37 protein-coding genes are annotated in these 23,711 nt (G+C 30.5%); all 37 read right to left on the minus strand.

All coding sequences use genetic code 11. The features are described 5' to 3' along the window. Positions 1 to 7 precede the first annotated feature (7 nt). A complete protein-coding gene (locus MTX53_RS08745) occupies positions 8 to 235 on the minus strand; it encodes a hypothetical protein (protein ID WP_244833360.1) in 228 nt (75 codons plus the stop codon). A 72-nt stretch (positions 236 to 307) separates the two neighbouring features. Further along, positions 308 to 457: an XkdX family protein gene (locus MTX53_RS08750; protein ID WP_244833361.1), complete on the minus strand. Its 150-nt coding sequence runs from the start codon at positions 455 to 457 to the stop codon at positions 308 to 310. Between the two features lie 2 nt (positions 458 to 459). Then, the gene (locus MTX53_RS08755; RefSeq protein ID WP_244833362.1) at positions 460 to 804 is read right to left on the minus strand and encodes a hypothetical protein; all 345 of its coding nucleotides are present in this window, start codon (positions 802 to 804) and stop codon (positions 460 to 462) included. Next, positions 804 to 1,397 (minus strand): hypothetical protein, encoded by a 594-nt coding sequence (locus MTX53_RS08760; RefSeq protein ID WP_244833363.1) that lies wholly within the window; start codon positions 1,395 to 1,397, stop codon positions 804 to 806. Before MTX53_RS08760 ends, MTX53_RS08755 begins: the two co-directional genes overlap by 1 nt. Then, on the minus strand, positions 1,397 to 2,017 hold the full coding sequence (locus MTX53_RS08765; protein ID WP_244833364.1) for a putative phage tail protein: 621 nt from the start codon (positions 2,015 to 2,017) through the stop codon (positions 1,397 to 1,399). The genes MTX53_RS08760 and MTX53_RS08765 overlap by 1 nt, the downstream gene beginning before the upstream one ends. Continuing rightward, entirely contained in the window at positions 2,010 to 3,047 is a 1,038-nt protein-coding gene (locus MTX53_RS08770) for a baseplate J/gp47 family protein (RefSeq protein ID WP_244833365.1), read from the minus strand. The genes MTX53_RS08765 and MTX53_RS08770 overlap by 8 nt, the downstream gene beginning before the upstream one ends. Then, positions 3,047 to 3,487: a DUF2634 domain-containing protein gene (locus tag MTX53_RS08775; RefSeq protein WP_244833366.1), complete on the minus strand. Its 441-nt coding sequence runs from the start codon at positions 3,485 to 3,487 to the stop codon at positions 3,047 to 3,049. The genes MTX53_RS08770 and MTX53_RS08775 overlap by 1 nt, the downstream gene beginning before the upstream one ends. Positions 3,488 to 3,494: 7 nt before the next feature. After that, positions 3,495 to 3,788, minus strand: a complete 294-nt coding sequence (locus MTX53_RS08780) for a DUF2577 family protein (protein ID WP_244833367.1) — start codon at positions 3,786 to 3,788, stop codon at positions 3,495 to 3,497. Then, positions 3,788 to 5,152 carry a C40 family peptidase gene (locus tag MTX53_RS08785; RefSeq protein WP_244833368.1) on the minus strand — a complete coding sequence of 455 codons (1,365 nt, stop codon included), beginning with the start codon at positions 5,150 to 5,152 and terminating at the stop codon, positions 3,788 to 3,790. The genes MTX53_RS08780 and MTX53_RS08785 overlap by 1 nt, the downstream gene beginning before the upstream one ends. 1 nt (position 5,153) lies before the next feature. Then, positions 5,154 to 5,906 (minus strand): cell wall-binding protein, encoded by a 753-nt coding sequence (locus MTX53_RS08790; RefSeq protein ID WP_244833369.1) that lies wholly within the window; start codon positions 5,904 to 5,906, stop codon positions 5,154 to 5,156. Between the two features lie 10 nt (positions 5,907 to 5,916). Continuing rightward, positions 5,917 to 7,815 carry a hypothetical protein gene (locus MTX53_RS08795; RefSeq protein ID WP_244833370.1) on the minus strand — a complete coding sequence of 633 codons (1,899 nt, stop codon included), beginning with the start codon at positions 7,813 to 7,815 and terminating at the stop codon, positions 5,917 to 5,919. Positions 7,816 to 8,011: 196 nt separating this feature from the next. After that, positions 8,012 to 8,428, minus strand: a complete 417-nt coding sequence (locus MTX53_RS08800; protein WP_244833371.1) for a hypothetical protein — start codon at positions 8,426 to 8,428, stop codon at positions 8,012 to 8,014. A gap of 45 nt (positions 8,429 to 8,473) precedes the next feature. Further along, positions 8,474 to 8,902, minus strand: a complete 429-nt coding sequence (locus MTX53_RS08805) for a phage tail tube protein (RefSeq protein ID WP_244833372.1) — start codon at positions 8,900 to 8,902, stop codon at positions 8,474 to 8,476. Positions 8,903 to 8,915: 13 nt separating this feature from the next. Beyond that, positions 8,916 to 10,001: a phage tail sheath C-terminal domain-containing protein gene (locus MTX53_RS08810; protein ID WP_244833373.1), complete on the minus strand. Its 1,086-nt coding sequence runs from the start codon at positions 9,999 to 10,001 to the stop codon at positions 8,916 to 8,918. A 4-nt stretch (positions 10,002 to 10,005) separates the two neighbouring features. After that, on the minus strand, positions 10,006 to 10,467 hold the full coding sequence (locus MTX53_RS08815; RefSeq protein ID WP_244833374.1) for a DUF6838 family protein: 462 nt from the start codon (positions 10,465 to 10,467) through the stop codon (positions 10,006 to 10,008). Further along, complete coding sequence (locus MTX53_RS08820; RefSeq protein WP_244833375.1) at positions 10,464 to 10,964, minus strand: HK97 gp10 family phage protein; 501 nt, start codon at positions 10,962 to 10,964, stop codon at positions 10,464 to 10,466. The genes MTX53_RS08815 and MTX53_RS08820 overlap by 4 nt, the downstream gene beginning before the upstream one ends. Next, the gene (locus MTX53_RS08825; protein ID WP_244833376.1) at positions 10,961 to 11,290 is read right to left on the minus strand and encodes a phage head closure protein; all 330 of its coding nucleotides are present in this window, start codon (positions 11,288 to 11,290) and stop codon (positions 10,961 to 10,963) included. Before MTX53_RS08825 ends, MTX53_RS08820 begins: the two co-directional genes overlap by 4 nt. Beyond that, the gene (locus tag MTX53_RS08830) at positions 11,280 to 11,588 is read right to left on the minus strand and encodes a head-tail connector protein (protein ID WP_244833377.1); all 309 of its coding nucleotides are present in this window, start codon (positions 11,586 to 11,588) and stop codon (positions 11,280 to 11,282) included. Before MTX53_RS08830 ends, MTX53_RS08825 begins: the two co-directional genes overlap by 11 nt. 47 nt (positions 11,589 to 11,635) lie before the next feature. After that, positions 11,636 to 12,904, minus strand: a complete 1,269-nt coding sequence (locus MTX53_RS08835) for a phage major capsid protein (RefSeq protein ID WP_244833378.1) — start codon at positions 12,902 to 12,904, stop codon at positions 11,636 to 11,638. 5 nt (positions 12,905 to 12,909) lie between these two features. Next, positions 12,910 to 13,620 carry a head maturation protease, ClpP-related gene (locus tag MTX53_RS08840; RefSeq protein WP_244833379.1) on the minus strand — a complete coding sequence of 237 codons (711 nt, stop codon included), beginning with the start codon at positions 13,618 to 13,620 and terminating at the stop codon, positions 12,910 to 12,912. After that, complete coding sequence (locus tag MTX53_RS08845; protein WP_244833380.1) at positions 13,620 to 14,792, minus strand: phage portal protein; 1,173 nt, start codon at positions 14,790 to 14,792, stop codon at positions 13,620 to 13,622. Before MTX53_RS08845 ends, MTX53_RS08840 begins: the two co-directional genes overlap by 1 nt. Before the next feature lie 13 nt (positions 14,793 to 14,805). Next, positions 14,806 to 16,512, minus strand: coding sequence for a terminase TerL endonuclease subunit (locus MTX53_RS08850; RefSeq protein ID WP_244833381.1), 1,707 nt, complete (start codon positions 16,510 to 16,512; stop codon positions 14,806 to 14,808). Further along, the gene (locus tag MTX53_RS08855; protein WP_244833382.1) at positions 16,509 to 16,892 is read right to left on the minus strand and encodes a hypothetical protein; all 384 of its coding nucleotides are present in this window, start codon (positions 16,890 to 16,892) and stop codon (positions 16,509 to 16,511) included. The genes MTX53_RS08850 and MTX53_RS08855 overlap by 4 nt, the downstream gene beginning before the upstream one ends. A 62-nt stretch (positions 16,893 to 16,954) precedes the next feature. Continuing rightward, entirely contained in the window at positions 16,955 to 17,284 is a 330-nt protein-coding gene (locus MTX53_RS08860) for an HNH endonuclease signature motif containing protein (protein WP_244833383.1), read from the minus strand. Between the two features lie 61 nt (positions 17,285 to 17,345). After that, positions 17,346 to 17,576, minus strand: a complete 231-nt coding sequence (locus MTX53_RS08865; protein ID WP_244833384.1) for a hypothetical protein — start codon at positions 17,574 to 17,576, stop codon at positions 17,346 to 17,348. 196 nt (positions 17,577 to 17,772) lie between these two features. Next, a complete protein-coding gene (locus tag MTX53_RS08870; RefSeq protein WP_244833385.1) occupies positions 17,773 to 18,402 on the minus strand; it encodes a tyrosine-type recombinase/integrase in 630 nt (209 codons plus the stop codon). A gap of 8 nt (positions 18,403 to 18,410) precedes the next feature. Beyond that, positions 18,411 to 18,593 carry a hypothetical protein gene (locus tag MTX53_RS08875; protein WP_244833386.1) on the minus strand — a complete coding sequence of 61 codons (183 nt, stop codon included), beginning with the start codon at positions 18,591 to 18,593 and terminating at the stop codon, positions 18,411 to 18,413. Positions 18,594 to 18,804: 211 nt separating this feature from the next. Beyond that, on the minus strand, positions 18,805 to 19,197 hold the full coding sequence (locus MTX53_RS08880; protein WP_244833387.1) for an RNA polymerase subunit sigma: 393 nt from the start codon (positions 19,195 to 19,197) through the stop codon (positions 18,805 to 18,807). 138 nt (positions 19,198 to 19,335) lie between these two features. Then, the gene (locus MTX53_RS08885; protein WP_244833388.1) at positions 19,336 to 19,722 is read right to left on the minus strand and encodes a hypothetical protein; all 387 of its coding nucleotides are present in this window, start codon (positions 19,720 to 19,722) and stop codon (positions 19,336 to 19,338) included. After that, the gene (locus tag MTX53_RS08890) at positions 19,719 to 19,937 is read right to left on the minus strand and encodes a hypothetical protein (protein ID WP_244833389.1); all 219 of its coding nucleotides are present in this window, start codon (positions 19,935 to 19,937) and stop codon (positions 19,719 to 19,721) included. The genes MTX53_RS08885 and MTX53_RS08890 overlap by 4 nt, the downstream gene beginning before the upstream one ends. A gap of 47 nt (positions 19,938 to 19,984) precedes the next feature. Next, positions 19,985 to 20,332 (minus strand): hypothetical protein, encoded by a 348-nt coding sequence (locus MTX53_RS08895; RefSeq protein WP_244833390.1) that lies wholly within the window; start codon positions 20,330 to 20,332, stop codon positions 19,985 to 19,987. A 51-nt stretch (positions 20,333 to 20,383) separates the two neighbouring features. Continuing rightward, the gene (locus MTX53_RS08900) at positions 20,384 to 20,578 is read right to left on the minus strand and encodes a hypothetical protein (protein WP_244833391.1); all 195 of its coding nucleotides are present in this window, start codon (positions 20,576 to 20,578) and stop codon (positions 20,384 to 20,386) included. After that, complete coding sequence (locus MTX53_RS08905) at positions 20,568 to 20,837, minus strand: hypothetical protein (protein WP_244833392.1); 270 nt, start codon at positions 20,835 to 20,837, stop codon at positions 20,568 to 20,570. The genes MTX53_RS08900 and MTX53_RS08905 overlap by 11 nt, the downstream gene beginning before the upstream one ends. Then, entirely contained in the window at positions 20,830 to 21,669 is an 840-nt protein-coding gene (locus MTX53_RS08910; protein ID WP_244833393.1) for a helix-turn-helix domain-containing protein, read from the minus strand. Before MTX53_RS08910 ends, MTX53_RS08905 begins: the two co-directional genes overlap by 8 nt. Then, complete coding sequence (locus MTX53_RS08915; RefSeq protein WP_244833394.1) at positions 21,666 to 22,685, minus strand: ParB N-terminal domain-containing protein; 1,020 nt, start codon at positions 22,683 to 22,685, stop codon at positions 21,666 to 21,668. Before MTX53_RS08915 ends, MTX53_RS08910 begins: the two co-directional genes overlap by 4 nt. Beyond that, a complete protein-coding gene (locus MTX53_RS08920) occupies positions 22,673 to 23,425 on the minus strand; it encodes a ParA family protein (protein WP_244833395.1) in 753 nt (250 codons plus the stop codon). The genes MTX53_RS08915 and MTX53_RS08920 overlap by 13 nt, the downstream gene beginning before the upstream one ends. Next, positions 23,416 to 23,619 carry a hypothetical protein gene (locus MTX53_RS08925; protein ID WP_244833396.1) on the minus strand — a complete coding sequence of 68 codons (204 nt, stop codon included), beginning with the start codon at positions 23,617 to 23,619 and terminating at the stop codon, positions 23,416 to 23,418. Before MTX53_RS08925 ends, MTX53_RS08920 begins: the two co-directional genes overlap by 10 nt. Positions 23,620 to 23,711: the final 92 nt, after the last annotated feature.

Raw genomic sequence — 23,711 nt, forward strand, 5'->3', positions numbered from 1 at the left:
AAAACTATTATTTTGAATTTTCCATTTCAACTAAAATTGCTCCTCCATCCCATTCAAAGCTTCCACGTTCTTCTATTTCTCGAACCTCATCAATTATTTTAACGATTTTATAAATAACAAATGTACCACCTTTTAATTTCACATTTAACTTATGATTTAATTCAAATATCTTATATCCATTTTTCTTTAATTTAAATAATTCTTCTTCACGATATATGTCCCCTTCTTTAAGCATTTCTTCACCCTCCTAATATATATATATATATATATTAACAATTATACAACAATTTACTTTATAATACATTAGTTATAGTAATTTAATAAAATCTTCTCCTGTAATTTCTTTATACTGTTCTGTTGTTATATCTCCATATGGAGATTTTTCTGTAATAACAACTTGCTTTAAATATTCTGTATCTACTATTTTTAAATTGAATACCATTTTCCAAAAATCCATAATTACTTACCTTCTTCCATAGAAATTATTTTAACTTTTAAATCAGCCACTGTTTTAAGTGCATTACTTATAATGCTATCTTTTTTTATACTATCTAATTTTAAATCTGCTACTTCTTTTAAAAGAGTTTCTTTTTCTGTTGGTTGTGGTTTTAGTTCTTTATCAATATTTTTAACAATATTGTGTATAAGACTTGTTTCAACATTATCTTGTAATGTTATTGTTATATTTTGTGCTATATTTTCACCAATTTTTAAATCACTTGTGATTTTAATTGGTTTAATATTATTTTTAATAAGATTATCGTATATGATGTTTGGGTTTTTGTTATAATATTTTAGTTCCATTAATTTATCCTCCCTATGCTTATAGACGCGGAGTTGTCACCACCGTATATAGTCAAAGCACTACCACTTTTCTGATATGCTACTACTTTTATTTTAGTTGGTGATGTTACTTTTAAAATTCTAGTGACTTCTAATCTATTATCATATCCGTCAATCCCTGATTGAACGTCCATACTAAGTATCCAGTTGTCACCATTTACTAATCTAAGTTGACGAAATCCAGAAGAATTAGCCTGAAATGTTAATTTTACATTAATGATATATAGTCCGGGTTCTAAAATAAAATTTGTGTTATCTCCTTGCAACATTTTTTTAGATGACTCAGGAGTTACTCCTAACCATTCGATTGCAATACCAGTATCATTTTCTAATGTAAGAGCAGTGGTCCTATATGCTAATATATTATCATTTTCGCAAGTTATAAGTGTATCATTTATATTTTTAATATCTTGCGCATTTGCGTTCAATTGCGCAGAATGTTTCTTTAATGTTGCATCAATTAAATCCATATTCCCATTAGCATCATCAATATTATAGTTATCTGTCTGAGCTGGTTTTTTTAAATTAAAATTTTCTGTATAATTTGCCGCCATTAATATTCCTCCATTTCATTATTTCTTATATTTACATGTGTATATTTGCTTAAATCAGAATGTGTATAACTCTTTAAACCGGCATAAGATTTAAAAGTAACTACATAACGTACATTTAAATGAGCTGGAATAACTTCACTTATCGCTCTTTTTACATCATCCATGTTTCGAGGTATTCCAACTGTATCAATAAACACTATTTTTATTTCATAATCTTCACCTTTTAAATCTCCATATGTTTTTAATGCTAACTGCTGATGCGTATATTTCTGCATTAAAATATGTGGAGAAAGTTCATATACTTCTACCTTGCATCCATTCCATGCTTTAATAATATTCTTTATTACATTTACTGTTGTTGTACCCTGCCCTCTAAGTTTTGCAATAACTCTGCTTACTCTTAAATCTAAATCATAATTATCAGCAACACTTATACCCAATTCTTTTTCCCATCTTGCAATTCCAAGCTCATTAATACTACTCCAATAGAAATTATCTAATACAGCATTATTGTACTTATCAGCATTTTCAATTTCTTTGCTTATTGCAGTATCAATGCTTTCAATTACTTTACTGTTATTATAATAATCAGGCATATGATCTATTAATAATCTACTCATTTAATGTCACCTCACCAGAAACTGCAACATTTTCAGATGGTATTGACACGTTATCTTCAACATTATTAAGAGTTAAATCCTCATAATCTGTAACACCATCAATATTCAAGATTTTCGCTCCTAGCTGTGCCAAGCTTACATAATTCTTTTTAAATGCAATTTCTTTAAGATAATCTGTTAAAACTTTTTTTATGCTGCTTTTTAATACATCTGAAGATATTACATCTGAATCATATGTTGGCTTTATATTTAAGTTAATTATTAATTCAGTCGCACTCGCAACAGTCACAGTTGCACCTATAGGTCTTACTTCTTCAACATGATTAGCAACTGCATTTATAAGTGGTTCATCTGCACCTGTTTTGTTAGAATTAAGAATTATGCATTTTACTGTGCCATTTCCATTCCATAATGGAATTACATCACATGCTCCAACTCCATCTACTTCAAGACACCATTGCATATAACTATATTTATTTCCGCTGGTTGCTGGTGTCCTTACTTTAAGATAATATCTTTCTCTTAATTCAGCATCTGTCTCTTCATCATATCCATTTGAAAAAGCTTTTTCATTAATCACAGATGCTATTCCGCTTAATGTTACTGGAAAGAATTTTATGTCTCCTGCTGAAACATTTCCAACATTTCCAACCTCAGTACACTCAACTTTTATATCTGCAGTTTTTTCTGTAAGCGTTACATCCTCAATGGCCTTGAAATTCACGCTGTTTGTTGCAAATAAATTGCCTGCATAAATAATGCTGCCAACATTTCCAGTAACTTTTACTATTCCTGTGCTAAATTTTGCCTTTTTTCTTTCAATTCCTATATCGGAACATTTTCTTTCAAGATTTCTTGAATCACATGTATCAACAAAACCTTCATTAAGAATTTCATCAGCCTTTGAATATAATTTTCCAAGTTCTATAGCACTTGCTGCCTCAACATCATATACGAACTGTCCTTCACTTTTATTTAATTCATCACTTGTATTATCAAGCATATTATTTAATATTTCTTTACTTTGCACTAAAAACTCACCTCGCTTTTAACAGTTCCGTAAATTGTAGAACAATCGAAACGTACTGTAAGTAGTCTTTTGTTGCGTTCAAATTTAAAATTTTCTATAAATCTAATGTCAGAATTTTTCAATAGAGCTGTTGTTACTATTTTTTTGATTTCTGCTTTTTTAAAAGCCATAGGGAAATCGCTTGTAACTAAGTCAAGTAAACTTTCAATTCCATAATTAGTATCTTTATATATATCAAAAGAATTTACGTCAGTTTTTAATACTTTTTCAATCCACATTTTCAAGCTTTCAATTCCATTAGTTTCAATCAAATTTCCTTTATCATCTGTTGCAAATTCTCCTTTTTGAAAATCAAATAAAAAAGACTTTCCGCTACTTACAGAAGTCTTTCCATAATCATTATTATTTTCAGAAAATCCAAGTTGCGCCGGAGTAATCATTATTCTATCACCTCGCTATAAACCATTTTTGACCATTATTAGTAGGAATACATTGAACTTCTTCTCCCTGTTTAATAGTTCTATCAATACTGCAAGTCCCTGTTTCTCCATTAACTTCACATGTTCCGTTTAAGATACAGAAATCATTCGATAATTCAATAATATTTCCATCTAACAGAACTTGACCATTGAATATACTTATTTTAAGAGGGGATATGCTTATCACTTTTCCTATTGTCGGCTCACAGGGTTTAGAATTATTTCTCTTTTTTAGTTCATTTGCTAAATCAACATAATACATTATAAAACCCTCCTTGCTTTCCAAAATCCCCACATTGCAACTTCTCTCTCGCATAGTCCTGTTTTAGGCTGTTCGATTATTTGTCCATTACCTGCATAAAGCTGGACATGATGGTCGGATGGGAATACAAGATCTCCTGGTTGTAAATTTGCTTTACTTACTGCTGTTCCACAATTAACTTGAGTATATGTTGTTCGTGGAAGATTAATTCCAAAATGAGCATATACTGCCTGTACCATTCCAGAGCAGTCACACCCTCCTGATAATGATGTTCCTCCCCAGACATATTTAACGCCTAAAAATTTTCTTGCATATTCAACCACTTGCTGGCCTTTAGAACTAGAACCGCTTGAAGAAGATACTGATGATTTACTTTCACTTGAGTTTGAATTTTTAGCTGAATCAGATAATAGCTGATTAATTAAGCTTGTATTCTCAAAAGTACTTGTAAGTATATTCGGTTCAACATTTAATGTTATTTCAATATCGCATTTGTGAAGTCCATCAACCAGAGAATGCTTTGCACTTTTAACAAAATAATAACCGATTAATTTTCCTGAATGCAAATAAATATATCTATTAGCCTTTATTTCAACATTTTCATCTAATACAATTAAAGGTACTGTTGTACTCTTCTCAATCTTATTTAATTCAGAAAGTTTATTTATTGCCATGTTTTTAGCTTGTGCAACATTATTCGCATCAACTGTTAACGTATCGCTTAATTTGCCATACCACGCATATTTACTTTCATCAGAAGCACTTGCAATAATAGAATTATATTTTTCTTCACTCGATATAACTTGTATATCATTCTTCATATTTTCTATACTGGAATTTATTGTGTAGTCTCCAATAATTATGTTTGGAACTATCTTCATATCTTCCAATCTATAGATATTTAATACATTTCCAGTTATGTCCCTAAAATAATAAATTCCTTGATCTGCTCGTGCTTTTTCTAATATATCCCCAATTATTTCATTTAATGTCTTATCTTTATATATCTGAGTAATCAGAGTTGGAATATTAGTTATATTACCAACCAAATAAGCATCTCCTATTAGAGATTTTATACATTCACTTGCTGCCATTGAGTTGAACTGCTTTAAAGTCTTATTTTTTAAATAAAATGAATAATCTTGAACAGTATAACTAAATGTGTTAGTTTTATCTGTCTTTTTTATTACAACTCCTCGTATAAGCTCTTTGTCATCATTAAACAGACTTAGAACCTGGCACTCTGGTAAATCCTTTATTGTGTCAAAGGAAAGCTGAGTACCAAGAGTATCTGTATTGCTTTCCCACGAAAGATTATTCGAATATGGGAGTATATCTATTCCGCTTGTAACTAATTTAAACATATTACTGCCTCCATGCTCCGTTTGAATCTACCCAGTAACCATCTGGAGTATAACAGTCATGTGCCATTTTACAACTGCTATCATAAAAGTAATACCATTTTCCATTAATCTGCTTCCATGCACTGTGTACTGCTTTACAATTTTCATCTAAGTAGTACCATTCATTTTTCCATAAAAACCATTGACTACATAATGCATATCCGTTTTCATCAAAGTAATACCATTCGCCCTCAATGAACTGCCAACATGATGCATACCATTTATAATTATCATAATCATAGCAGTACCACCACCCTGTGCCATTTCTGTTCCAGCCAAGAGCATATGCATTTTTAGATATTTCTCTATATTGTTTAACTCCTAAACTATAACTATAATCTCCGTTCTTTTTTACTCCATGTGTAAAGCTTTCAATACTATATTTATCATTTACAAATGTAGTTCCGTCTGATTTTATAATTACTATCTGTATAAATTCTTTATTATCTATTGCAGCATTAAGAAAATTAATAAATTCTTTTGCTTTAAGATCACTTTTTGTAAAATAGTAATCATGCTCATCACAAGGAATCCACGTATCTATTGAAAAAGTATCTAGTCCTTTTTCTTTTATAAAATTATAAGTTCCAGCATTATAGCTTTTAAATTCTTCATTTGTAATAGATTTTGTTATAGTAGGAAGTTCTGCTGGAATAACAGGAAGCTGTAATACTTTACTTTTATCTTTATTTGCTATATATATGTCATATCCCATACTTTACCTCCTACATATTAGCAAGCGCTAATTTAACTTTACCAACTATTATTTCTCCACATCTATCTGCGAAGCTTTCTTCTCCTACGAATGTGTCGATTTTCACATTGATATTTACATCCTTATTTCCTAATAATTTTTTTGTCTGACTGTTTGTATTTACTTTTGCACCTTCAGGCATTTGCACAAGTTCTGGTCCGTTTTCTCCTACAAGAGTTAATCCTTCCTTGGTATAATTACTTCCTATTGCAAGCTGTGGAATGTTAGGAATATTAGGGCTTATCGTCTGACCGCCGATTTCTGGAACCCAATCAGGTGCAGTAAAACTAAATGAATTAATTCCATCTATCGCTTTATTAACCAATGATATTACAGCATTTAATGGTGCTTTTGCGCATCCTTCAAGACTGTCCCATATTCCACCAAATATTTCTTTTATTCCGTCCCACGCTTTTGACCAATCCCCAGAAAAAACTCCTGTAACAAAATCAATAATTCCATTAAAACACTCTAATGCTCCTTTTATGACTAAGCCTATACCTGAGAAACAATCTGAAACATATTTCTTTATTATAGGAAAAACTGTCTGAAATATTGGTTGTAATACTGCCATAATCCAGTTAGCAAATGGAACTACTACTGTATTCCAGAACTGCTGAAGGCTTGACCAAATATTTTTAATGATTGGCAATATAGTATTCTGAAACCATGTCATTACTGTCTGTCCTATACTTATTACTATCTTTCTGAAACCTTCGCATTTTAGCCATAGAAGAGTAAATATTCCTACGACTGCAGTTATTCCAATTACAATCCATCCTATCGGAGATATAAGCAATGTTCCATTTAATATCGCCCATGCCATTTTAAAAGCATTTGTTACAAGATTTAATCCTTTCATAATTTTCATTACTGCTGCAAACGCAACCGCCATACTACCAATAGTTATAATAATGTCTTTATGATCTATTATGAAATTAACAACTCCGCTTATTATGTTATATACTACACCAAAAACTTGTGTAGCTTTATTCGCAATATTATCAAGAGTTCCATCACTCTGCCATTGAGTTAATTTATCTGCAAGTGCTTTTACTTTTTCTTTTACTTTATCTATTAATGAACCACTCTTTATAGTTCCATCTTCTTCAATTCCTACTATCTTAGAAAGAGCAGATTTAACAACTCCACTTACTGTACTAAGCATACCTTTTGTAGTGTTCGCAAGTTTTTCAGCTCCGCCTTTATATCTATTTTCCATTATTGCAAGTAATGCTTTATTGAAATTGTCCTGATTAACTATTTGACCTTTATTATTAATTGTCTCCTGCCCTGCAAACATTTCATCAGCTTTCTGCTGAATATCGGATTTTTTTATTCCAAATTCTTTTAATCTTTCAAGTTCTCCAGTCTGTGCATCAATGAATGCTTCTGTTGCCTGGTCCAATGGTTTATTCGTTGCGGCTGCCATATCTACTATGTTACTAAGATAATCTTTTGCACTAATTCCCATAGCTTCAAGTTTTGAACTTGCTTCGACCATTTCTCCACCTTCAAATGGAGTTTTGTTTGCTAAATCAATAGAATATTTCATTATGTCTGCTGCTTTTTCTGTTGATTTAGTCGCAGTTTCAAGCTGTGTTCTGTATCCTTCAAGATTAAATCCCTCTGCTAGTCCTGTTCCTAATGCTAAGCCTCCTATTGCAGTTCCTATTTTGCCTACTTTTTTAATTGCTTTGTCTATTCCTTTTTCTAATGCTGGACCTAATTTATTAATACTCTTTTGAGCCGATAATGTTGCTTTCTGTGCTTCTTTAGATAAACTTTTAAATCCTGATGCAACTTTTACAAGTTTTTTACTTGTGTTATCTGTAAGTGAAAGAATAGTGTTTAATGTTTTGCTCGCCATTATTTACCTCCTTCCCCGAATATTGCTTCTAATTTACTTTCTTCAAACTGCTTTTTACAGTCTATTGCATAATTCATACTTTCAATAAAAAATAATTTTTCTAATTCTGTCAGATTCAATAGATAATCTAATTTAAATCCTCTTACTATGTAATATGCTGCATAATTAAGCTGACCTGGGGCATTTTTACTGCCCCTTATGAGTTTTTTATATCTTCTTGAATATCTTCTGAATTGAATTCATCAGAAATTTTTTCTGCAAGCGACATTGTTTCAGTTAATCCAAAAACTTTAAATGGTGCATCATAAGGATCTGTTGCTTCAATTTCTTTCTGAAGTTCAGAATCATGTAAAAAGGGGCATGTTTTATAAACTAATATTTTAGCTGCATCTGCAATTGGACCTACATCAGTTTCTTTTACTTCTCCATCTTTTGATAATTTTGCTCCCTTTGCCGCCCCATTTAAATACTCAAGTAAATCTTCATCTGTCGGCCTTTTAAATTTGACCTTTCCAAATCCTTTTACCAGAATATCAGCTACTAATTTTCTTTTTCTATATTTGTCTATAGCTTTTGCTTTGAATGCTTCTAATGTCATTACTTTTTCATCCATACTAAAACCTCCCAATATAAAAGCACTCAAAATGAGTGCTTATTTTTAATCTATTTTATCTAAGACATCATAATCATTGAACTTGAACGAAAATTCCTCGTCAACTGCTTCTTTAGCTTTGTACTTTATGAGTGAAAATTCTGTGAATACTACCCCAGTAACTGCAACTCTTTCTGATTTCCCTGTTGCTTTATCTGTTAACGCTGAAATTATCTTTATATCTGGCATTACTCCAGTTTTATACGCTTCACATAATTTAGCCCATAATTTACTGTCAATTTTAGCTTGAGTTAATTTGCCTTCACCACTCCAGCCATTATATGTCGAATATGTTGCTGGATCTCCGCAAAAATTATCGTCTGAAAATTCACCTTTAATTTTTACTTCTATGTCTTTAAGAGTTGAAAGCTGCTCTCCGTCTATCCATGTAACACCATTCGAACCTTTTAATATCCTATTAACTGCTACGCTCATCTAATCGCCTCCATTAAAAAAGAGATATATCAAATTTTAAGTTTGTCATTGAACCTAAAATCTTTATATCTCCCGCTAAATATACATCTCTTTTGAATGTACTCTGTTTTACCTTTGCATCTGTCCAAGTGCTTGCATCATCTTTTCCGCTTGTAATCCAAACCTGTCTTTGTGCTGCAACATTAATACTAGAAACATTATTGTATTCAGAATCTAATAAATCTCCATCTGCAAGGCCTTTGAAATATCCATTAATTGCACTTATAAGAAGCATCTGATTATCAAGCTTATTCTTATAGTTTCCTAAGTAAGTTTCTCTGAATACATCTCTTATATCATCTTGAATCATGTCCATGACCTCAACATTTTCAATGAATGACATATCTTCTGTAGCTTTTTCTCCATCATAAGTAATAAGAGTATTAATAGCCTGAACTATCCTTACATAATTAGTATCGTTAAATAATACTAAATCGCCTTTTGCTAATTCTGCATCATAATCTTCAAATGCAGTAACGCTTTCAAGATTAGTGCATTTGAAATAGGTTGCTGATTTATTGTTTCCTCCGCAAAAAGCTAATATTCCAAGAAGTGTAGGCAAATATTTTACTCCATCTACTTCTCCTCTGCTATCTTTGAATTTTACTTTATCATTTGTAAAGTTTACAATATGTTTACAGTCTGTGCTTGAAGCTTTATAAGTAATTGCCTTATATGTTCTCTTTTTAGATTCTTTCGATTTTATCCAGCTGATTAAAGTTGAAAAATCTTCTGCAGTTCCATCTGCTATACTTATCCATCCTGTCATAGTATTCTTTTCAATTTCAATAATAGCATTAGCAACTGTATCCGAATTTACAACTATTACTTTGGATGGGGGAAAAGTAAATATATCATTTACTGCTAACTGATTAGCTTCATTATATTTGCTTTTTGCAGATTCAAATTCTGTTATTTCCTTATAAACTGCATAACCTGGACAATTTTCAGTTACATCATTTTTAAGAATAATAATAGCAATTCCTCTGTCACTTCTGTTAATTGCACTTGTTGCTTTCTGCTTGAATGCAATATCAATGTTTGGCTGCTTAACTGTCATTTTATCAATCCTCCAATTCTAAATTTAAATTTTCCATATTTTCATACTCAACACCATCATCAAGTATTTCATCTGGAATATCTTCTAATGTTTGTATATCAAAACTACATATAAGAACTGTATCGCTCACTGTAGAATCAACATCATCTACATCAATATAAAAGGTATCTGTTACTTTAATTGGCGTTAAAAACTCATTTTCAATCAAATTCTGTACTTTTGTATTTTCAATCTTATATTTTCTTAAATCTGATGCAAAAAAATAAACTCTGCATGTCAGAGTTCTTTCTTTCATTCTGCTATTCATTTTTCTAGTAGTTCCATCAAAAACAGTCTTTATTGATGGCCTAGTAATTGGTTCTTTTAAATCACTTGCTACTATTGGAACTACTTTAAAATCACTGTTCGCAAGAGCATTTTTTATTTTATCATTTATTGCTTCATTGATTTCAAGTAAACTAATCATTTACTCAACTCCTTCAACATATCTTCAGCATAATCTTCACAATCCTTATTAAATTCAGACCCAAATTCTTTACCAGCCTTTTCAAATACATGTAGACCTTCAACAAATCCAATTTGAGTACCAATTCCTTTTCCTTCTTTAACTGCTTTAGCAAAATTATTACCACCGATATTTGCAGCTTTATCTCCTTCTTTTGTAGGATTAAGGACTTCTCTATGTCCATATTCAATAAGATGCGCATGTGGAGAGCCTCCGTATACTCTTACAGAATTGTTTTCTTTGCTTTTATAATGATATACTTTTCCTCTTTTTATGCCTTTATAATAGTTTCCTGTATGCTTGGTAGTAAGGCTCTTTGCCTTTGATAAAGTTTTTTTCCTAAGTTTATTGCCTTCCTTCTGTAAAAATTTTTTACTCTTTTTAGGTTGCTCTGAATTTGAATAATCTAATAAATTTTTTGCAAAATCATCAAGATCACTTGTATCTATATTACTCATAAAATCACCTCTTCACAGAATAACTCTAAGGTTTCATTACTGAAATATGGATTAAGGATATATTTAATATCAAATCTTTTTCCTCTGTACATAATATACATGTCACTAGTTAATTCTTTGCATGATTCATACCTTACAATTACTTTATGAGTTACATTTGCAAGAACAGTATCAGCCTGTTGCTGTTGTAGGCTTCCTGTCTGTGGTCTTATTTCTGCCCATACAGTTTTTAATTTACTATATTCATAATCTGTCTCTCCAAGCTCATTCTCTACTTCAGTTTTAGAATAAATATCTATTCTGTGCCTTAAACTATTAATTTTCATCACTTATCACCTCAACAGTATAATCAGTTGATAAACACAAATGATTTTTAAGCATATTATATGAATCAGTATATCTTTGAGTTTCTTTATCATCAGAACTAAATTCAGCTTTACAGTAAATCTTAATAGATCTTAAAATTAAACTGTCTGTTTCTACTATTTTACTTTCTAAAACTCCGCTTAACTTTAAATCTGCCTTTGCTGCATCTATTGTATCTTTAATTTCTTCATCAAAATCATCAGAATCAACTCTTAATGTTAATTTAATCTTTTCTAATAATTCTCCTATATTATTCACCGCCCTTCATTTTAAAAGGCGGCTAATTACCGCCTTAATCATTAAAACTATGCTGTTTTAGGTTCCATATAAGCAAATGCTTTAGTGGTTAATATATCACCATCAAAGATCATATACCCCATGTAATCAGTTTTTCTCTGTTTTACATGATCTTCCTGATACATTGTTATGTCTTTATTTTTATTTGCAGCATATCCTTCAGCAATATCTCCAATTAAAATACAATTTTCAGATACTGCATCTTCTTCTTTTACAATAGCTCCAAATGCAACTCCGACTCCACCCTTTGTTGTATCTGGTATAAAGTATGGTCTGCCAGTTGTATCAGTAATATTTGCAAGAACTGTCCAAACTGTAGCACTCTTTGCATATATGATCTTCTTATAACCGCTTTTTACTTTGGATAATAAAGATGTCATATCTTTATATGAAGCTCCATTTGTAGAATCATATTGAACTACTTGTGGTGTACTCTCTTCTGCTTTTACTGCTGTAACAATTCCTCGTGGCTGAGCCTTGAATGAATCGCTATCTCCTGGCTTGCCTTTACCATTAACAATCCCATTAGCAATAGCATTACCAAGCTTCTTTCCTATTTTTTGTGAAATGTATGTTAAAAAATCATCTGTTGACATTTCTTTAAGCTTCCATGAAATAGTAATACACTTACTTAAATCGCAGCCTGTTAAATTAACCTCACCAAACTTAACTTCATCACTTGGTGTTTCATCAGCTTCATCTCCCCACTCGGCATCAGCACCATCAATTTTTTCTGTAGTAATTGTTACATTTCCCTTAATAGAAGTTGCAAACATATCAGAAATAATAGGATGCTGTTCACCCATCTCCTGCCATATTCCTTTTTTAACTGTTTCAGGAACTAATACAGCATTACTTGATACCGTATTTAAAGTATCTGAATTTTGGAATCTAGCATTAATATCATCAAATACTTTCTTTTGTTCATCATCTAATTTTCTTCCACGCATTACATTTGCAAAAGCTTCTTTATATATTTCTTGCTGCTGAGCTTTTAATTTTTTATCATGATTTGAATTTCCTAGTGTTCCTATATTCGCATTTTCAGGAGTTGCTAAATTAGCAAGTTGCATTTGTGGTACTGCGCTCCCTTCTAATGTCGCAATATTAGATTTATTAGTTGCGAATTTATCCCATGCTTTATCCATTTCTTTTATATTATTTGAAAGTTCATTACATTTCTCATTGTCTCCATTTTTTAACGCTGTTCTTGCTTCATTTAACATTTTTTCTCTTTGTGCCTTATAATCAGCATAATCTTTAAATTTAAATTTCATTAATATTACCTTCCTTCTAATTCTAATAAATTTAGTTTTGCATTATAAAAAGCCATTGAATTTTTATTCTTCAATGGTTCATTTTCTGGTTTCTTCACTGTATTTCTTATTTTTTCTTTTACTTCTTCACTAAGCACATTTACAAAATGTGCATTATATAATGCTGCTTTAGCTTTATTTTGTGGATTATCTTCCATATTGATTATTTCATCAATAAAGCCTTTTTCTTTTGCAGCTTCTGGATCAAGCCAGGTTTCTTCATTCATCAAATTTAATATTTCTTCCTGACTCATGCCTGTTTTAATTCTATATGCATTACAAATACTTTTATTAGCGGTTTTAAGTATCTGACTATTTTTATCCATTACATTATAATCTCCACTTGCTATACCACTAACATTATGAATCATATACATAGCTGTCGGAGACATCCTGACCTTATCTCCAGCACATGAAATTATTGTAGCAGCACTCCCAGCAAAACCAACAATATCAATAGTAACATTATTAGAATACTGATTTAAAATGTAATATATCTCACTTCCAGCAAATACATCTCCGCCACCGCTATTAACTTCAACTGTTATTTCATCATTCTCTGCATCTTTTAATTGATTTTTTACACATTTAGGGCTTACTGCTGCAATACCAAACCAATCATAAATCCACTGATCGTCATCTGATACAATCGTACCTTTTATTTGAATACTCTTCACTAACTTTCACCCCCTTTCGTTGTATTTCCTTCTGTAGTAGGTGCAGTATCCAGCCTTCTTATAGGCACATCCCCACCATCAATAGGTGTTAAATTAAATACTGCCCTCCATTCATTTGGAGTAAGAGCTCCTCTATCCACCATTGAAACAAGTCCTAATTTAGTAGTAATGCTGGCACATGCCAAATTAATTGCTTCAAAAACAATATAATTTCCAAAGCTCCTTTGATTTCTATTAAATATTTTTCTTGTGTATTCATTTTTCCACTGTAATGCATCAGGTTCAACCTGGCTCTCATAATATGAATTCCATTCATCTTCTGTATAATCACTTTGAACTATCTTCTCATTTGTATTAAAAAATGAAAAAAGCCTTTTAATGGTTCTATCCTGCTGAGCAGCATTAGGTACAAAATCCTTAGGTTCTATTCTTTGAGCATCAACCTTTGAATCAACTCCTGCTGCTCCAAGAGTATCTGTTTCAGTTGATAAATAATTATTAACAAATTCTTTTACATTTTTCTTTAAATCTTCTGGTCTTAAGCTTGTTGCATATTTCAAAAGCCACCTTACTACACCACTATTTTTTATTGCCTTAACAGTTCCCTGATCAATAGTACCTACAACATTCATTAATGGCTCAAGTGCCTTGCCATTTGAATCTCCAAATATCTCCTTTGAATTATAGTCATTTCTAAGATGTATAACTTCTGTATAGGGAACATTTAATAATTTCCCATTAGTTAGATAAAACTGCAACCATAATTCTTTATTATCTCCTACATATTTTGTATTAACTCCTGTACAGTTTATAGGATATAATTCACATGGCAGCCCAAACTCATTTTTTATTATTAGTATAAACGCATTATTATTTAATGCTAATTGAGTTTCCACCTTCATTTGTAAAACCTGTCCACACATATATGGATTAGGTTCTTCAAGCAAAAATCTAATGTAAGGTTCTGGATTTATTTGAATCTTTTTACCATCATCTCTTATATGTTTTGCTTCCAGCTTTCCTATTGCATTTACTTTTGGTCTTATACAAGCTCTTATTACATCACTTTCATATAGCTTTCCATTCCATGCATAAAAACCTTCTCCATAATCTGCAATAATTTTAATTCTTTCAGACTTTCCAACATTTCTAAATAAATTAAATAATTTCAATTTCACACCTCCTTTAAATAACACTTTCGTAATCTTGCTTTACTCTTTCATACTGTACATATGCATCAAGTAAACTTGCAAGGCCATCAATTCTTCTTCTCTGATTGCTTGTCTTAATTGGCTGTATATTATCATTTTTGTCAATATCCACAGCAGTATTACTAAGACACCATTTCAGAATAGGATTATTATTATAGTTGATTATTTTACTCTCAAGGTCAGCTCCTAAATTCTTCATTGGTCCACTTAATGTTTTCTTACCTTGAATAACTGGCTCCCATGTTGACTCTCCAAACGTATTTTTCATATCTTCAATCCAATAGCTAGCACTCCAGCTATCGTAACCGCCACTAAATATATAAATATCATACTTTTCCTGAATCTCCTGAAACCATTCAGTAACATATTTATAATGTACTTTATTTCCTGGAGTTGTTCTAAGAAGTCCTATGTCTTTCCATATATCATAAGGTATTTTATCCTCTTCAACTCTTTTTTGAAGTAACTCTTCAGGAAGAAAGTACATCTGCATAACATATATCTCAGGATCATTAGGAATTTTAAATATTATTGTTGCACATGTTAAGTCTGTTGTTGACGAAAGGTCTGCACCACCTATTCCATATCTAGGCTTTAATTTTTCAATATCAAATATATTAAAATTATTAAGCTGCTCAAATGTAAGCCATGCTTCACTTGAAGTCTCTCTTATATTAAAATCCTTACATAATAAATTCTTAACAAGTAATGGATTTGCTTTAGCCTTATTAACTTTTCTTTTTAACTGGTCAAGCTTTTTTATAGTTCCAAGTCCTGGATTTGCCTTTATCCAGTTTTCCTCTTCTGTCCATTCCTTTCTGTTATCCAGTTCGTATATTACTGGCAGAAATGTTTCATCTTTATATCCATCAGGATCATCATAACCGTTGATTACTTTTGAAGCTTCATCATATTTAATATCAAAAACACATTCTCTTACAGTACCTGCAGTTGTAGTTATAAATATAAGTGGTTCTTCTCTTGCAGATGTTCCATCAACAATAACATCATATAAATTTTTATCAGTCCATGCATGAATTTCATCAAGTAATGCACAATGAACATTTAAACCATCTAAACTATCAGAATCTCTTCCCAGAGGTTTAAAAAAAGAATCGTTAAAATCACTTGTAAGCTCTCCAACTAAAGTTTTAATTCTTTTCTTAAGAGCCTTAGATTTTTTAACCATTCTTTTTGATTCAAGCCATATTATTTTTGCCTGGTCCTTTTTTGTAGCACATGCGTAAACTTCTGCTCCTGGTTCTCCATCAGCTATCTGCATATAAAGACCAATTGCTGCAGCTAAAGTTGATTTACCATTCTTTCTTGCTACAACTAAAAGAACCTCTTTATATTTTCTTGTACCTTCTAATTTATCAACCATTCCAAACGTTGCAGCAACAAGAGCCTTCTGCCATAATTCAAGTATAAAGGCCTTTCCTCCCATACTTCCTTTAGAATGTTTACAATAGTTTTCAATAAACTCGATAGCATGATTTGCTTTGTGATTATCATATTCCCATATACTATTAGGATCATTAATTATTTCAACTATATGTTTATATACCTTATAAACTTTTAAACTAACAACTTTTTTGCCATTCTGTATAATCCAGTTCCAATACTCCAGAATAGGATTGTACGTTTCATCATAAATTATCTTTCTAACTACTCTGCTCATTTACTATTAACAAATTCCTCAAAATCATCATCATCTTTTTTCATTTTGTCTTTTGGAAGATAATCATTAATGGCTTTCATAGCTGAAATAAAATTTTTAACCATCGTATTATAAATTTCTACTTCTGGAGACTTCTTTGTTCCCCATTGGTTTTCTCCATTCTGATATTCAGAAATAAGTCCATTCTGATTTAAGGTGTCCTGAAGTTCTCTTAAAGTAACTGCCATGTAAGCAGCATTCTGGATTAACGATTCAACTGACTTTTTTACATGTTTATCTAAATCCTTGAAAAGAGCATTAATTTTCTTTATCTCTTTTTTTATCAGGATATCTTTTTCTATCTCCTTGCATTTATCGTTCGTGTTTTTTGAATTTGCCACTTACTACACCTCCCCTCTAAAATTACTTTTGTGTTTTTTTAACCTTCCCCATACGGTCTAGCTCAAAGCCCCCCAGATTTATTTTTAGGGGGGAGTTCTACAAGATCACCATTAGGATCAAATACTAATCCTTCCCTCGTTACTCTTTTCTTTTCTCTTTCAAACTCATGCTCTTTGTTATGACAATCTAAACAAAGATACTCAAGGTTATCAAAGTTTAATGTGATATCAGGATCGTTAATATTATCTTGCGTTATATACTTCTTGTGATGAACTATCTTTCCTGGCTTACCACAACGCTCACATAAACCATACACAGTTTTAATATATCCATCTCTACATTTAATCCATTCTTTACTTGTGTAAAATGACTTTGCATATTCTTTAGACATATTATTTTATTAACTCCTTCCACACGCTTTACTTGTCATATGCCATTACTTTGTCTTTATTTTATTCACCTTTTATAAAATTCATAGTCTCACTTTTTGATTTATAATAAGCTTTCAATAAACCTATAGCTCCATCATCTAATGTAAAACTACATCTTTCAATATTGATATCTTTCGAAAGTTTTCTATTTATAACTTCAAATGATATCATTGCATCTGATTGAATATCTTCTAACATATCATTTATTATTGCAATAGATTCTAAAGTATATCTGACTTTATTATTATTCATTTTATATCATTTCCTTTCACTAACCTGTGGATAACTTTCACTGAACGTTCGTGTTTTCCTTGAATTTATAGCCTATTTTCTTAGGGAATAAGACATTGACTTTTTAAAGCTCATATATAGGAAGCTATTTTTTATTATGCTTTCTTATGTGTAACCACACAAAAATAAGACATTCATACTATAAAAAAATAAAAGTTTAATGGATTAAGTCATTAAGTGTTTCTGAATAATTATCAAAAACTTCTCTGTCTAAACCCAAATAAACTTTTGTTTCTTCTATCGAACTATGTCCCAGCATTTCTTTTATAGCTAATAGATCATGACCGTTTGTTTCATATATTCTGTATGCATAAGTTTTCCTCATACTATGTGCAGTTATTTTAATTATTCCAAAATAATTAGCTGCTTCTTTTAATATTTCAGTTACCCTTTTAACCTGAATGTGTCCACCTTTTCTACTTGGAAACATATATTCATAATCGTTTTTATCTTTTATATATTCCTGGAGCTTACTTCTCAGGTTTTTAATTATAACTACTTTTCTTGGTTTTCTATTTTTCTCACGTATATTCTTTGAATGAAGCTTTTTGCCTTCCATAATAGAAAAATATCCTGATTCTAAAGCGTTTTTTATCTCTCTCACTTTAAGTTCAATAAGATCACCTGCACGATATCCTGTTGCTATCCCTAAAATGAAAAGCATATAATTTCTGTAACTTTTTACTTTAAGATAATCCTGAATATCAAGCACCTCACTCACACTTTTGATAGGATTAGATGCCTGTTTTTTTCTTCTGCTTCTAAAGGTGCTGCTATGATGCCTCATATCAAAACTCACCTTCTCTTTTCACTATTATGAAAGCATTCAATAACATCTCTTTTTGTATACTTTTTATAAAATAAATCTAATTTTTCACATTCATTTTTCTGTACACATTTTTTACAAAGTTCCGGAGACTTAGCACAAATAACCTTATCTCCTTTGAAGTTAATATTTAATCTTATTTTATTGCTCATATAAGCCTCCTTTTAAAAAATTGCATAATAAAAAGCACCTAATAAAATTAAGTGCTTGAAAAATAAATGATTTAATTTTTTAACCAATTACAGTATATAATATTTTTTTGTGCCTGTATAGGTACTTTCGTTGCTACCCTAACTGATACCTTTGTGGTACCTTTGCTGCTACCCCTATTGCTACCCTAGCTGTTACCCCTTAGCAGAAATTTTATGATAATTTTAGTTTGTCAAATGCCCTATCTATGGTCTTTTTAATACTTTTTCGGGATCTAAATAATTCCTGTGATGCTCTTGTTATACTTTTCTTTTCTATATAAACTTTTTTTATAACTTCTGTTTCATCTATATCTAATCTTTTTAATGCATTATCAATTCTTTTATTTGCAATTTCATAAATCATTATTTTCTTTTTTAAAGTGTTAATTTCATTTATCGCATAATCATTATTTTTACAATTAGTAGATGTCTGTACCCTTTCATCATAACTTATTCCTCCAAGCTCTTCGCCAACCTTAAGCTCTTCAATCTTTAATTTCATGTCATCTATTTCAATTTCTCTTAATCTATATAATGCTAATTCTCTTTTTACTCTTTCACTCATTAAAATCACCTATCCTTTTCTTTTTATGATATAATTTAGATAGGTTGAGAATTTATTACCAGTTTATTCTCTATTATGTAAGGTGTTCGTGAGGAACACCTTTTTATTTTTAATAAAATTTCTTTTTAGTATGACGAATTAATATGTGTAACCATTTGATATAAAGTCAATTTCATCTTTCACATGATCCACACTTATTACATCTTCAAAATCTTCTACTACTTCTCCCGCAATCAATATCTTTGTATCTGAACCACTTTCTTTTTTAACTGCTTCTAAATAGTCAATTAATTCTTGTATAGTCTTACTCATTTTTTCAAAATGTTCTTTTAGTGTTTCTTTAGATATTTCTAGCCATTCACCATTATCATTAGTTAATCTGATTTCTCCACCAATAAATCTGTCTTCATTATTTTCTATATTCCAAATAGAATTGTCTTCAACAGTAAAATATTCATTTTCTATAGTAAATCCATTATCATCACATTTTTCTAATGCAAATCCTTTAATACATTTTGCTTTCATTGCTCTACCTTTCTTTCCATAAGTCCTAAAACTGTTGTCATTGCATTTATAGCAGTTTCAAAATGTTCTCCAAGTTCTTTTGCATCTTCTTTTCCTTGTCCATCTAAATTCACCAATAAACATTGTTTTTTTAAGGCTGGTTTTAACTGTGAAAGACCAGCTATTGAACTTTCTAAGCTTTCCTTATCTAACTTTAATACTTTATATTTTTCCATCTTTCTACACCCCTTCTACATATCATGCATTTTCTTAGTATTGCGAATTACTCTATAACTTCATTCCATAGATTTTTTATATAATTATACCTATCTTTAAGCCATGATTTAACTTCTGTATTCAATGTAATTTGATCGATATTATAAATGTGTAAATGAGTATATACCCCTTTTCTTTGAAGCATCATACATAATTCAAGATAATATTTATCATTTTTTTGTTTATGAATATCATATCTAAAAACATAATTGTATCTATCATCAAACCCCTTTGATGTAAAGCCTACATGAATCTTTTTAAATGCTTCCCAAGAACTATATTGCCCAGTACATTTACTATCATAGAAATTACCCACAATGCAATTTTGATAATCATGCTTTGTTTCTTTTAACATTAATATCGTTCCACCTCATTTCTACCATTTTTAAAGCTTCGTTATAAGCTTCTATTCTGCCCTTAAATTTTCAACATACCAACTACCAAACACTTCCTTTGGTTCTATATAATTAGCATTAATCCAATTTTTAAATGTTATATTCCAATACTTTAACTTATGTTTTTTGTCTTTGTATGTTATTGCATTTGGACACCCTTTAAGAATTACTGTATCTCCAACTTTAGGTAATCGCTTATTTCCCATATTTGCTCCTTCTTTCATCTTTTAATAATCTTATTCCTCTAACAGAATAGCCTTTTACTATTCCAGTCTTTCTTAGTTCTTTCAGTTTCTCAATTACACTTCCTTCTGAACGCTCTAGTGCAAATGACATCTCTTCCATGCTTACTTTATTTCCCCAATTTGCTAAATACTCTGTATCTTCCTCACTCCAATAAGTACCTTGTTTAGAATGAAATTCTTTATTATATTTCATTCTCCCGCTGCTATCATACTCAATCATTTTTATCCCATCCTAATAGCTTTTTTTCAAGATCATCATAGTCATATTCTCTTGGCTTAAAATTATTGAATCTAAGTTTTTTAGGTTCATTTTTGGTAGCTGCTGGAGGAGGAGGTGTTTCTTTTGTTATATAATTGCCTTCAAGCACTTTAGGAAAATTATTAGGTTTTATAAACCAGTCAAATGTTATTATCCAGTTTCTATTGTTTTGACCTTTTAAGAAACTGCTTTTTTTAATATTCTCAATAGCCTTTAATATATCTTCAATTCCATATTCTTTAACCCTTGCATGTAGTAGCTTATATCTTATAGTCCCTGAATTTATTTTTTTAATTGCAGTAAGATTTAATCCATTCCATGCATCTATTACACGTTGCACCTCTGTGCTACTTACTATATCTTTAGATATAGTATTATCTACTGTAGTATTAATTGTATTATTATACTGTATTATTCTATTTGACTTTTCTGTCAATAGGGTTTTGACTTTTTGGTCAATAGGCTCTTGATTTTCTTGACATGAGGTATTGATATTTTTGTCAATACCTATTGATTTTTGAATATATATTTTTCTTCCTATAATTTCCCTGTTTTTATATACCATTTCGATTCTTATATATCCCCTATCTGATAAGTTCTTAATAAGCCTTGAAATAGTCTCCTTAGTAACTTTATAAAGTTCAGCAAAATAACTATTACTGGCCCAGCAATAGCCTTTATCATTAGTAAGCGCTGTAATCTCTCCATAAAGGAGTTTTGCTTTATCCTTGAGTTTATCATCATATCGTATCTCAGCTGGTATAATTGCATAATAAGCTTTTACCTCATTCATTTCATCACCTCATTCTCTATAAATCTTATATATACATCTGATGCAATTTTATAGTAATCTTTTGGAATTTTATTTTTATTTTTATCTTGTTTTTCAAAGCATGTTATTTTTATTTTTATGGTAGATATTCTTCCAAAATTTGATAATTTTACTTTAAGCACTCCATCTTTATCTATTTCAGAGTCTGTTACATAGCAGACTGCTTCAATTGCATTATTAGAAATTATTATTTTAGGGCCTACAGAAGAACTTTCTAAACCTTTCTTTACTCTTTCTACAGCTTTAGCAGCTTTAGAGATGTCATTAATCATATTAATGTCCTGTTTTCTTTCAACAGGCTGTTTAATTCCATTAACTAAGGTTTCAAGCTCTTCTTTATTATCTTTAGTATTCATATCCTTAATTTCTTCATGTATTGTGTTTTGTTCATTTTCAGTAAGACTGCTTAAGGTATGAGCCTGTGTAAGTGTAATTTCTTCTTTATCAAGCTTGTCTTTAAATTCTGGTATTAAGTCTTTTTCAATCTTTTTATATCTTCCTACCTGTACTCCTGACATTCCCAAATCTTTTCCGATAAGATCTCTTGTTTTACCTTCAAGCTTAGCACCTTTACTTCGCTTCTTTATATATATTTCTTCAAGTCTTTTTATACCTTGCATCTTTTCTGTAGGTGTTAATTCTCTCTGTTCTGCATTTGCTTTAATAAGCATAAGTTCTGCATCAAGATCAGATAAATCATCTTTAACCTTGCATGGTACTTTTTTAAATCCAAGACTTAATAATGCTCTATATCTTCTTTCTCCTGATATAATTTCATATTTGTCTTCATCTGTTTTTCTTACAACAAGATTGTGCATTAGTCCATTTTCTTTAATTGAATCAGCTAGCTCTTCTATATCTCTTATGCCATAAAAATTATTATGTGAAGGAACTAGACAATTAATGTCCAGTTCCTCAGTAAATCCCTTTTCTACTGCTCCATTTATTCTTTCTGCTAAACCTTTTAAATACGACATTGCAATTCCTCCACAAACTTTTTATAATCTCTTGAAGCATTTGCTCTTTGATTAAAATAAATTACTGGAGTAGTATTAAAAGTGCTTTTTATAACATCAACGTTATCTCGTATTGACTGTTTAAATAGCATATCACCAAGTTCTTCTTGAAGCTCTGCTTTAATTTCTCTATTTATTCTAGTTGCTCTGTCCATAGTTATAAGTATTCCTAATATCTTTAAATTCTCATTAAATTCTTCTTGTGTCTCTTTTATGCTTCCCATAAGATATTCAAATCCATCAAGTGCAAATTTATCAATTTTAAGTGGTACAATAACATAATCACTTGCAGATAATGCATTAATAGATAACATTCCAAGGCTAGGCGGACAATCTATTAATATATAATCAAATTCTCCACTACGTTTACTTTTAATCCATTTCTTAAGTCTTGTTTCTCTTGCCTTTTTTGTATCTGATAATATTTCAGATTCACTCATAATAAGATTTATATTTGCTGGTACAATCCATAAATTTTTATAAGCTGTACCTTGGATAGGAACATCTTCACCTTTAAGCATTTCATAAGTGCCTTTAACGTTCGAATCATATGAATTAAGATACTTTGTTGCATTGCTCTGTGGGTCCATATCAATCACTAAAACTTTCTTTCCTTTTCTGCCAAGTTCAGCTGCAACATTTACACAACTTGTTGTTTTAGCAACTCCACCTTTTATATTTAAAAAACTTATTATCTGCATATTAATACCCCTCCATTACATCTTGTAATAGCAATATAACAGCTATTACAAATAGTTATAAACTCTTTAGGACTTGTCCTCTTATTAAACTTAACTCTATTAAATTTAATATCATCTGTAACCATATCTAAGATAACTTCAAAGTCCTTTTTGCAGACTTTTCTTTTCAATTCATCTAAAAAATTAAAAACCATATTTACTTTTCCTCCATTTTTTTATATAATGGAGTTAAGGGTTGCAGCCCTTAACTCAAATGTTTGTTTTGAACTCTTGTATAAGGGTTCTT

The sequence above is a fragment of the Clostridium sp. BJN0001 genome (assembly GCF_022869825.1).
In the GTDB taxonomy this organism is placed as follows: domain Bacteria; phylum Bacillota; class Clostridia; order Clostridiales; family Clostridiaceae; genus Clostridium.

Bases quoted from the DNA above. Each gene is read 5' to 3' on its own strand.
- MTX53_RS08900 (WP_244833391.1), bottom strand. From the start codon at position 20,578: ATGGGAAATAAGCGATTACCTAAAGTTGGAGATACAGTAATTCTTAAA.
- MTX53_RS08860 (WP_244833383.1), bottom strand. From the start codon at position 17,284: ATGTCTAAAGAATATGCAAAGTCATTTTACACAAGTAAAGAATGGATT.
- MTX53_RS08825 (WP_244833376.1), bottom strand. From the start codon at position 11,290: ATGAAAATTAATAGTTTAAGGCACAGAATAGATATTTATTCTAAAACT.
- MTX53_RS08880 (WP_244833387.1), bottom strand. From the start codon at position 19,197: ATGAGTGAAAGAGTAAAAAGAGAATTAGCATTATATAGATTAAGAGAA.
- MTX53_RS08810 (WP_244833373.1), bottom strand. From the start codon at position 10,001: ATGACAGTTAAGCAGCCAAACATTGATATTGCATTCAAGCAGAAAGCA.
- MTX53_RS08775 (WP_244833366.1), bottom strand. From the start codon at position 3,487: ATGATTACTCCGGCGCAACTTGGATTTTCTGAAAATAATAATGATTAT.
- MTX53_RS08760 (WP_244833363.1), bottom strand. From the start codon at position 1,397: ATGGCGGCAAATTATACAGAAAATTTTAATTTAAAAAAACCAGCTCAG.
- MTX53_RS08750 (WP_244833361.1), bottom strand. From the start codon at position 457: ATGGATTTTTGGAAAATGGTATTCAATTTAAAAATAGTAGATACAGAA.
- MTX53_RS08795 (WP_244833370.1), bottom strand. From the start codon at position 7,815: ATGGCGAGCAAAACATTAAACACTATTCTTTCACTTACAGATAACACA.
- MTX53_RS08805 (WP_244833372.1), bottom strand. From the start codon at position 8,902: ATGAGCGTAGCAGTTAATAGGATATTAAAAGGTTCGAATGGTGTTACA.
- MTX53_RS08780 (WP_244833367.1), bottom strand. From the start codon at position 3,788: ATGTATTATGTTGATTTAGCAAATGAACTAAAAAAGAGAAATAATTCT.
- MTX53_RS08905 (WP_244833392.1), bottom strand. From the start codon at position 20,837: ATGATTGAGTATGATAGCAGCGGGAGAATGAAATATAATAAAGAATTT.
- MTX53_RS08875 (WP_244833386.1), bottom strand. From the start codon at position 18,593: ATGAGCAATAAAATAAGATTAAATATTAACTTCAAAGGAGATAAGGTT.
- MTX53_RS08870 (WP_244833385.1), bottom strand. From the start codon at position 18,402: ATGAGGCATCATAGCAGCACCTTTAGAAGCAGAAGAAAAAAACAGGCA.
- MTX53_RS08755 (WP_244833362.1), bottom strand. From the start codon at position 804: ATGGAACTAAAATATTATAACAAAAACCCAAACATCATATACGATAAT.
- MTX53_RS08925 (WP_244833396.1), bottom strand. From the start codon at position 23,619: ATGGTTTTTAATTTTTTAGATGAATTGAAAAGAAAAGTCTGCAAAAAG.
- MTX53_RS08895 (WP_244833390.1), bottom strand. From the start codon at position 20,332: ATGTTAAAAGAAACAAAGCATGATTATCAAAATTGCATTGTGGGTAAT.
- MTX53_RS08920 (WP_244833395.1), bottom strand. From the start codon at position 23,425: ATGCAGATAATAAGTTTTTTAAATATAAAAGGTGGAGTTGCTAAAACA.
- MTX53_RS08915 (WP_244833394.1), bottom strand. From the start codon at position 22,685: ATGTCGTATTTAAAAGGTTTAGCAGAAAGAATAAATGGAGCAGTAGAA.
- MTX53_RS08850 (WP_244833381.1), bottom strand. From the start codon at position 16,512: ATGAGCAGAGTAGTTAGAAAGATAATTTATGATGAAACGTACAATCCT.
- MTX53_RS08885 (WP_244833388.1), bottom strand. From the start codon at position 19,722: ATGAAAGCAAAATGTATTAAAGGATTTGCATTAGAAAAATGTGATGAT.
- MTX53_RS08865 (WP_244833384.1), bottom strand. From the start codon at position 17,576: ATGAATAATAATAAAGTCAGATATACTTTAGAATCTATTGCAATAATA.
- MTX53_RS08820 (WP_244833375.1), bottom strand. From the start codon at position 10,964: ATGAGTAATATAGATACAAGTGATCTTGATGATTTTGCAAAAAATTTA.
- MTX53_RS08910 (WP_244833393.1), bottom strand. From the start codon at position 21,669: ATGAATGAGGTAAAAGCTTATTATGCAATTATACCAGCTGAGATACGA.
- MTX53_RS08765 (WP_244833364.1), bottom strand. From the start codon at position 2,017: ATGAGTAGATTATTAATAGATCATATGCCTGATTATTATAATAACAGT.
- MTX53_RS08790 (WP_244833369.1), bottom strand. From the start codon at position 5,906: ATGGGATATGACATATATATAGCAAATAAAGATAAAAGTAAAGTATTA.
- MTX53_RS08815 (WP_244833374.1), bottom strand. From the start codon at position 10,467: ATGATTAGTTTACTTGAAATCAATGAAGCAATAAATGATAAAATAAAA.
- MTX53_RS08890 (WP_244833389.1), bottom strand. From the start codon at position 19,937: ATGGAAAAATATAAAGTATTAAAGTTAGATAAGGAAAGCTTAGAAAGT.
- MTX53_RS08800 (WP_244833371.1), bottom strand. From the start codon at position 8,428: ATGGATGAAAAAGTAATGACATTAGAAGCATTCAAAGCAAAAGCTATA.
- MTX53_RS08835 (WP_244833378.1), bottom strand. From the start codon at position 12,904: ATGAAATTTAAATTTAAAGATTATGCTGATTATAAGGCACAAAGAGAA.
- MTX53_RS08745 (WP_244833360.1), bottom strand. From the start codon at position 235: ATGCTTAAAGAAGGGGACATATATCGTGAAGAAGAATTATTTAAATTA.
- MTX53_RS08785 (WP_244833368.1), bottom strand. From the start codon at position 5,152: ATGTTTAAATTAGTTACAAGCGGAATAGATATACTCCCATATTCGAAT.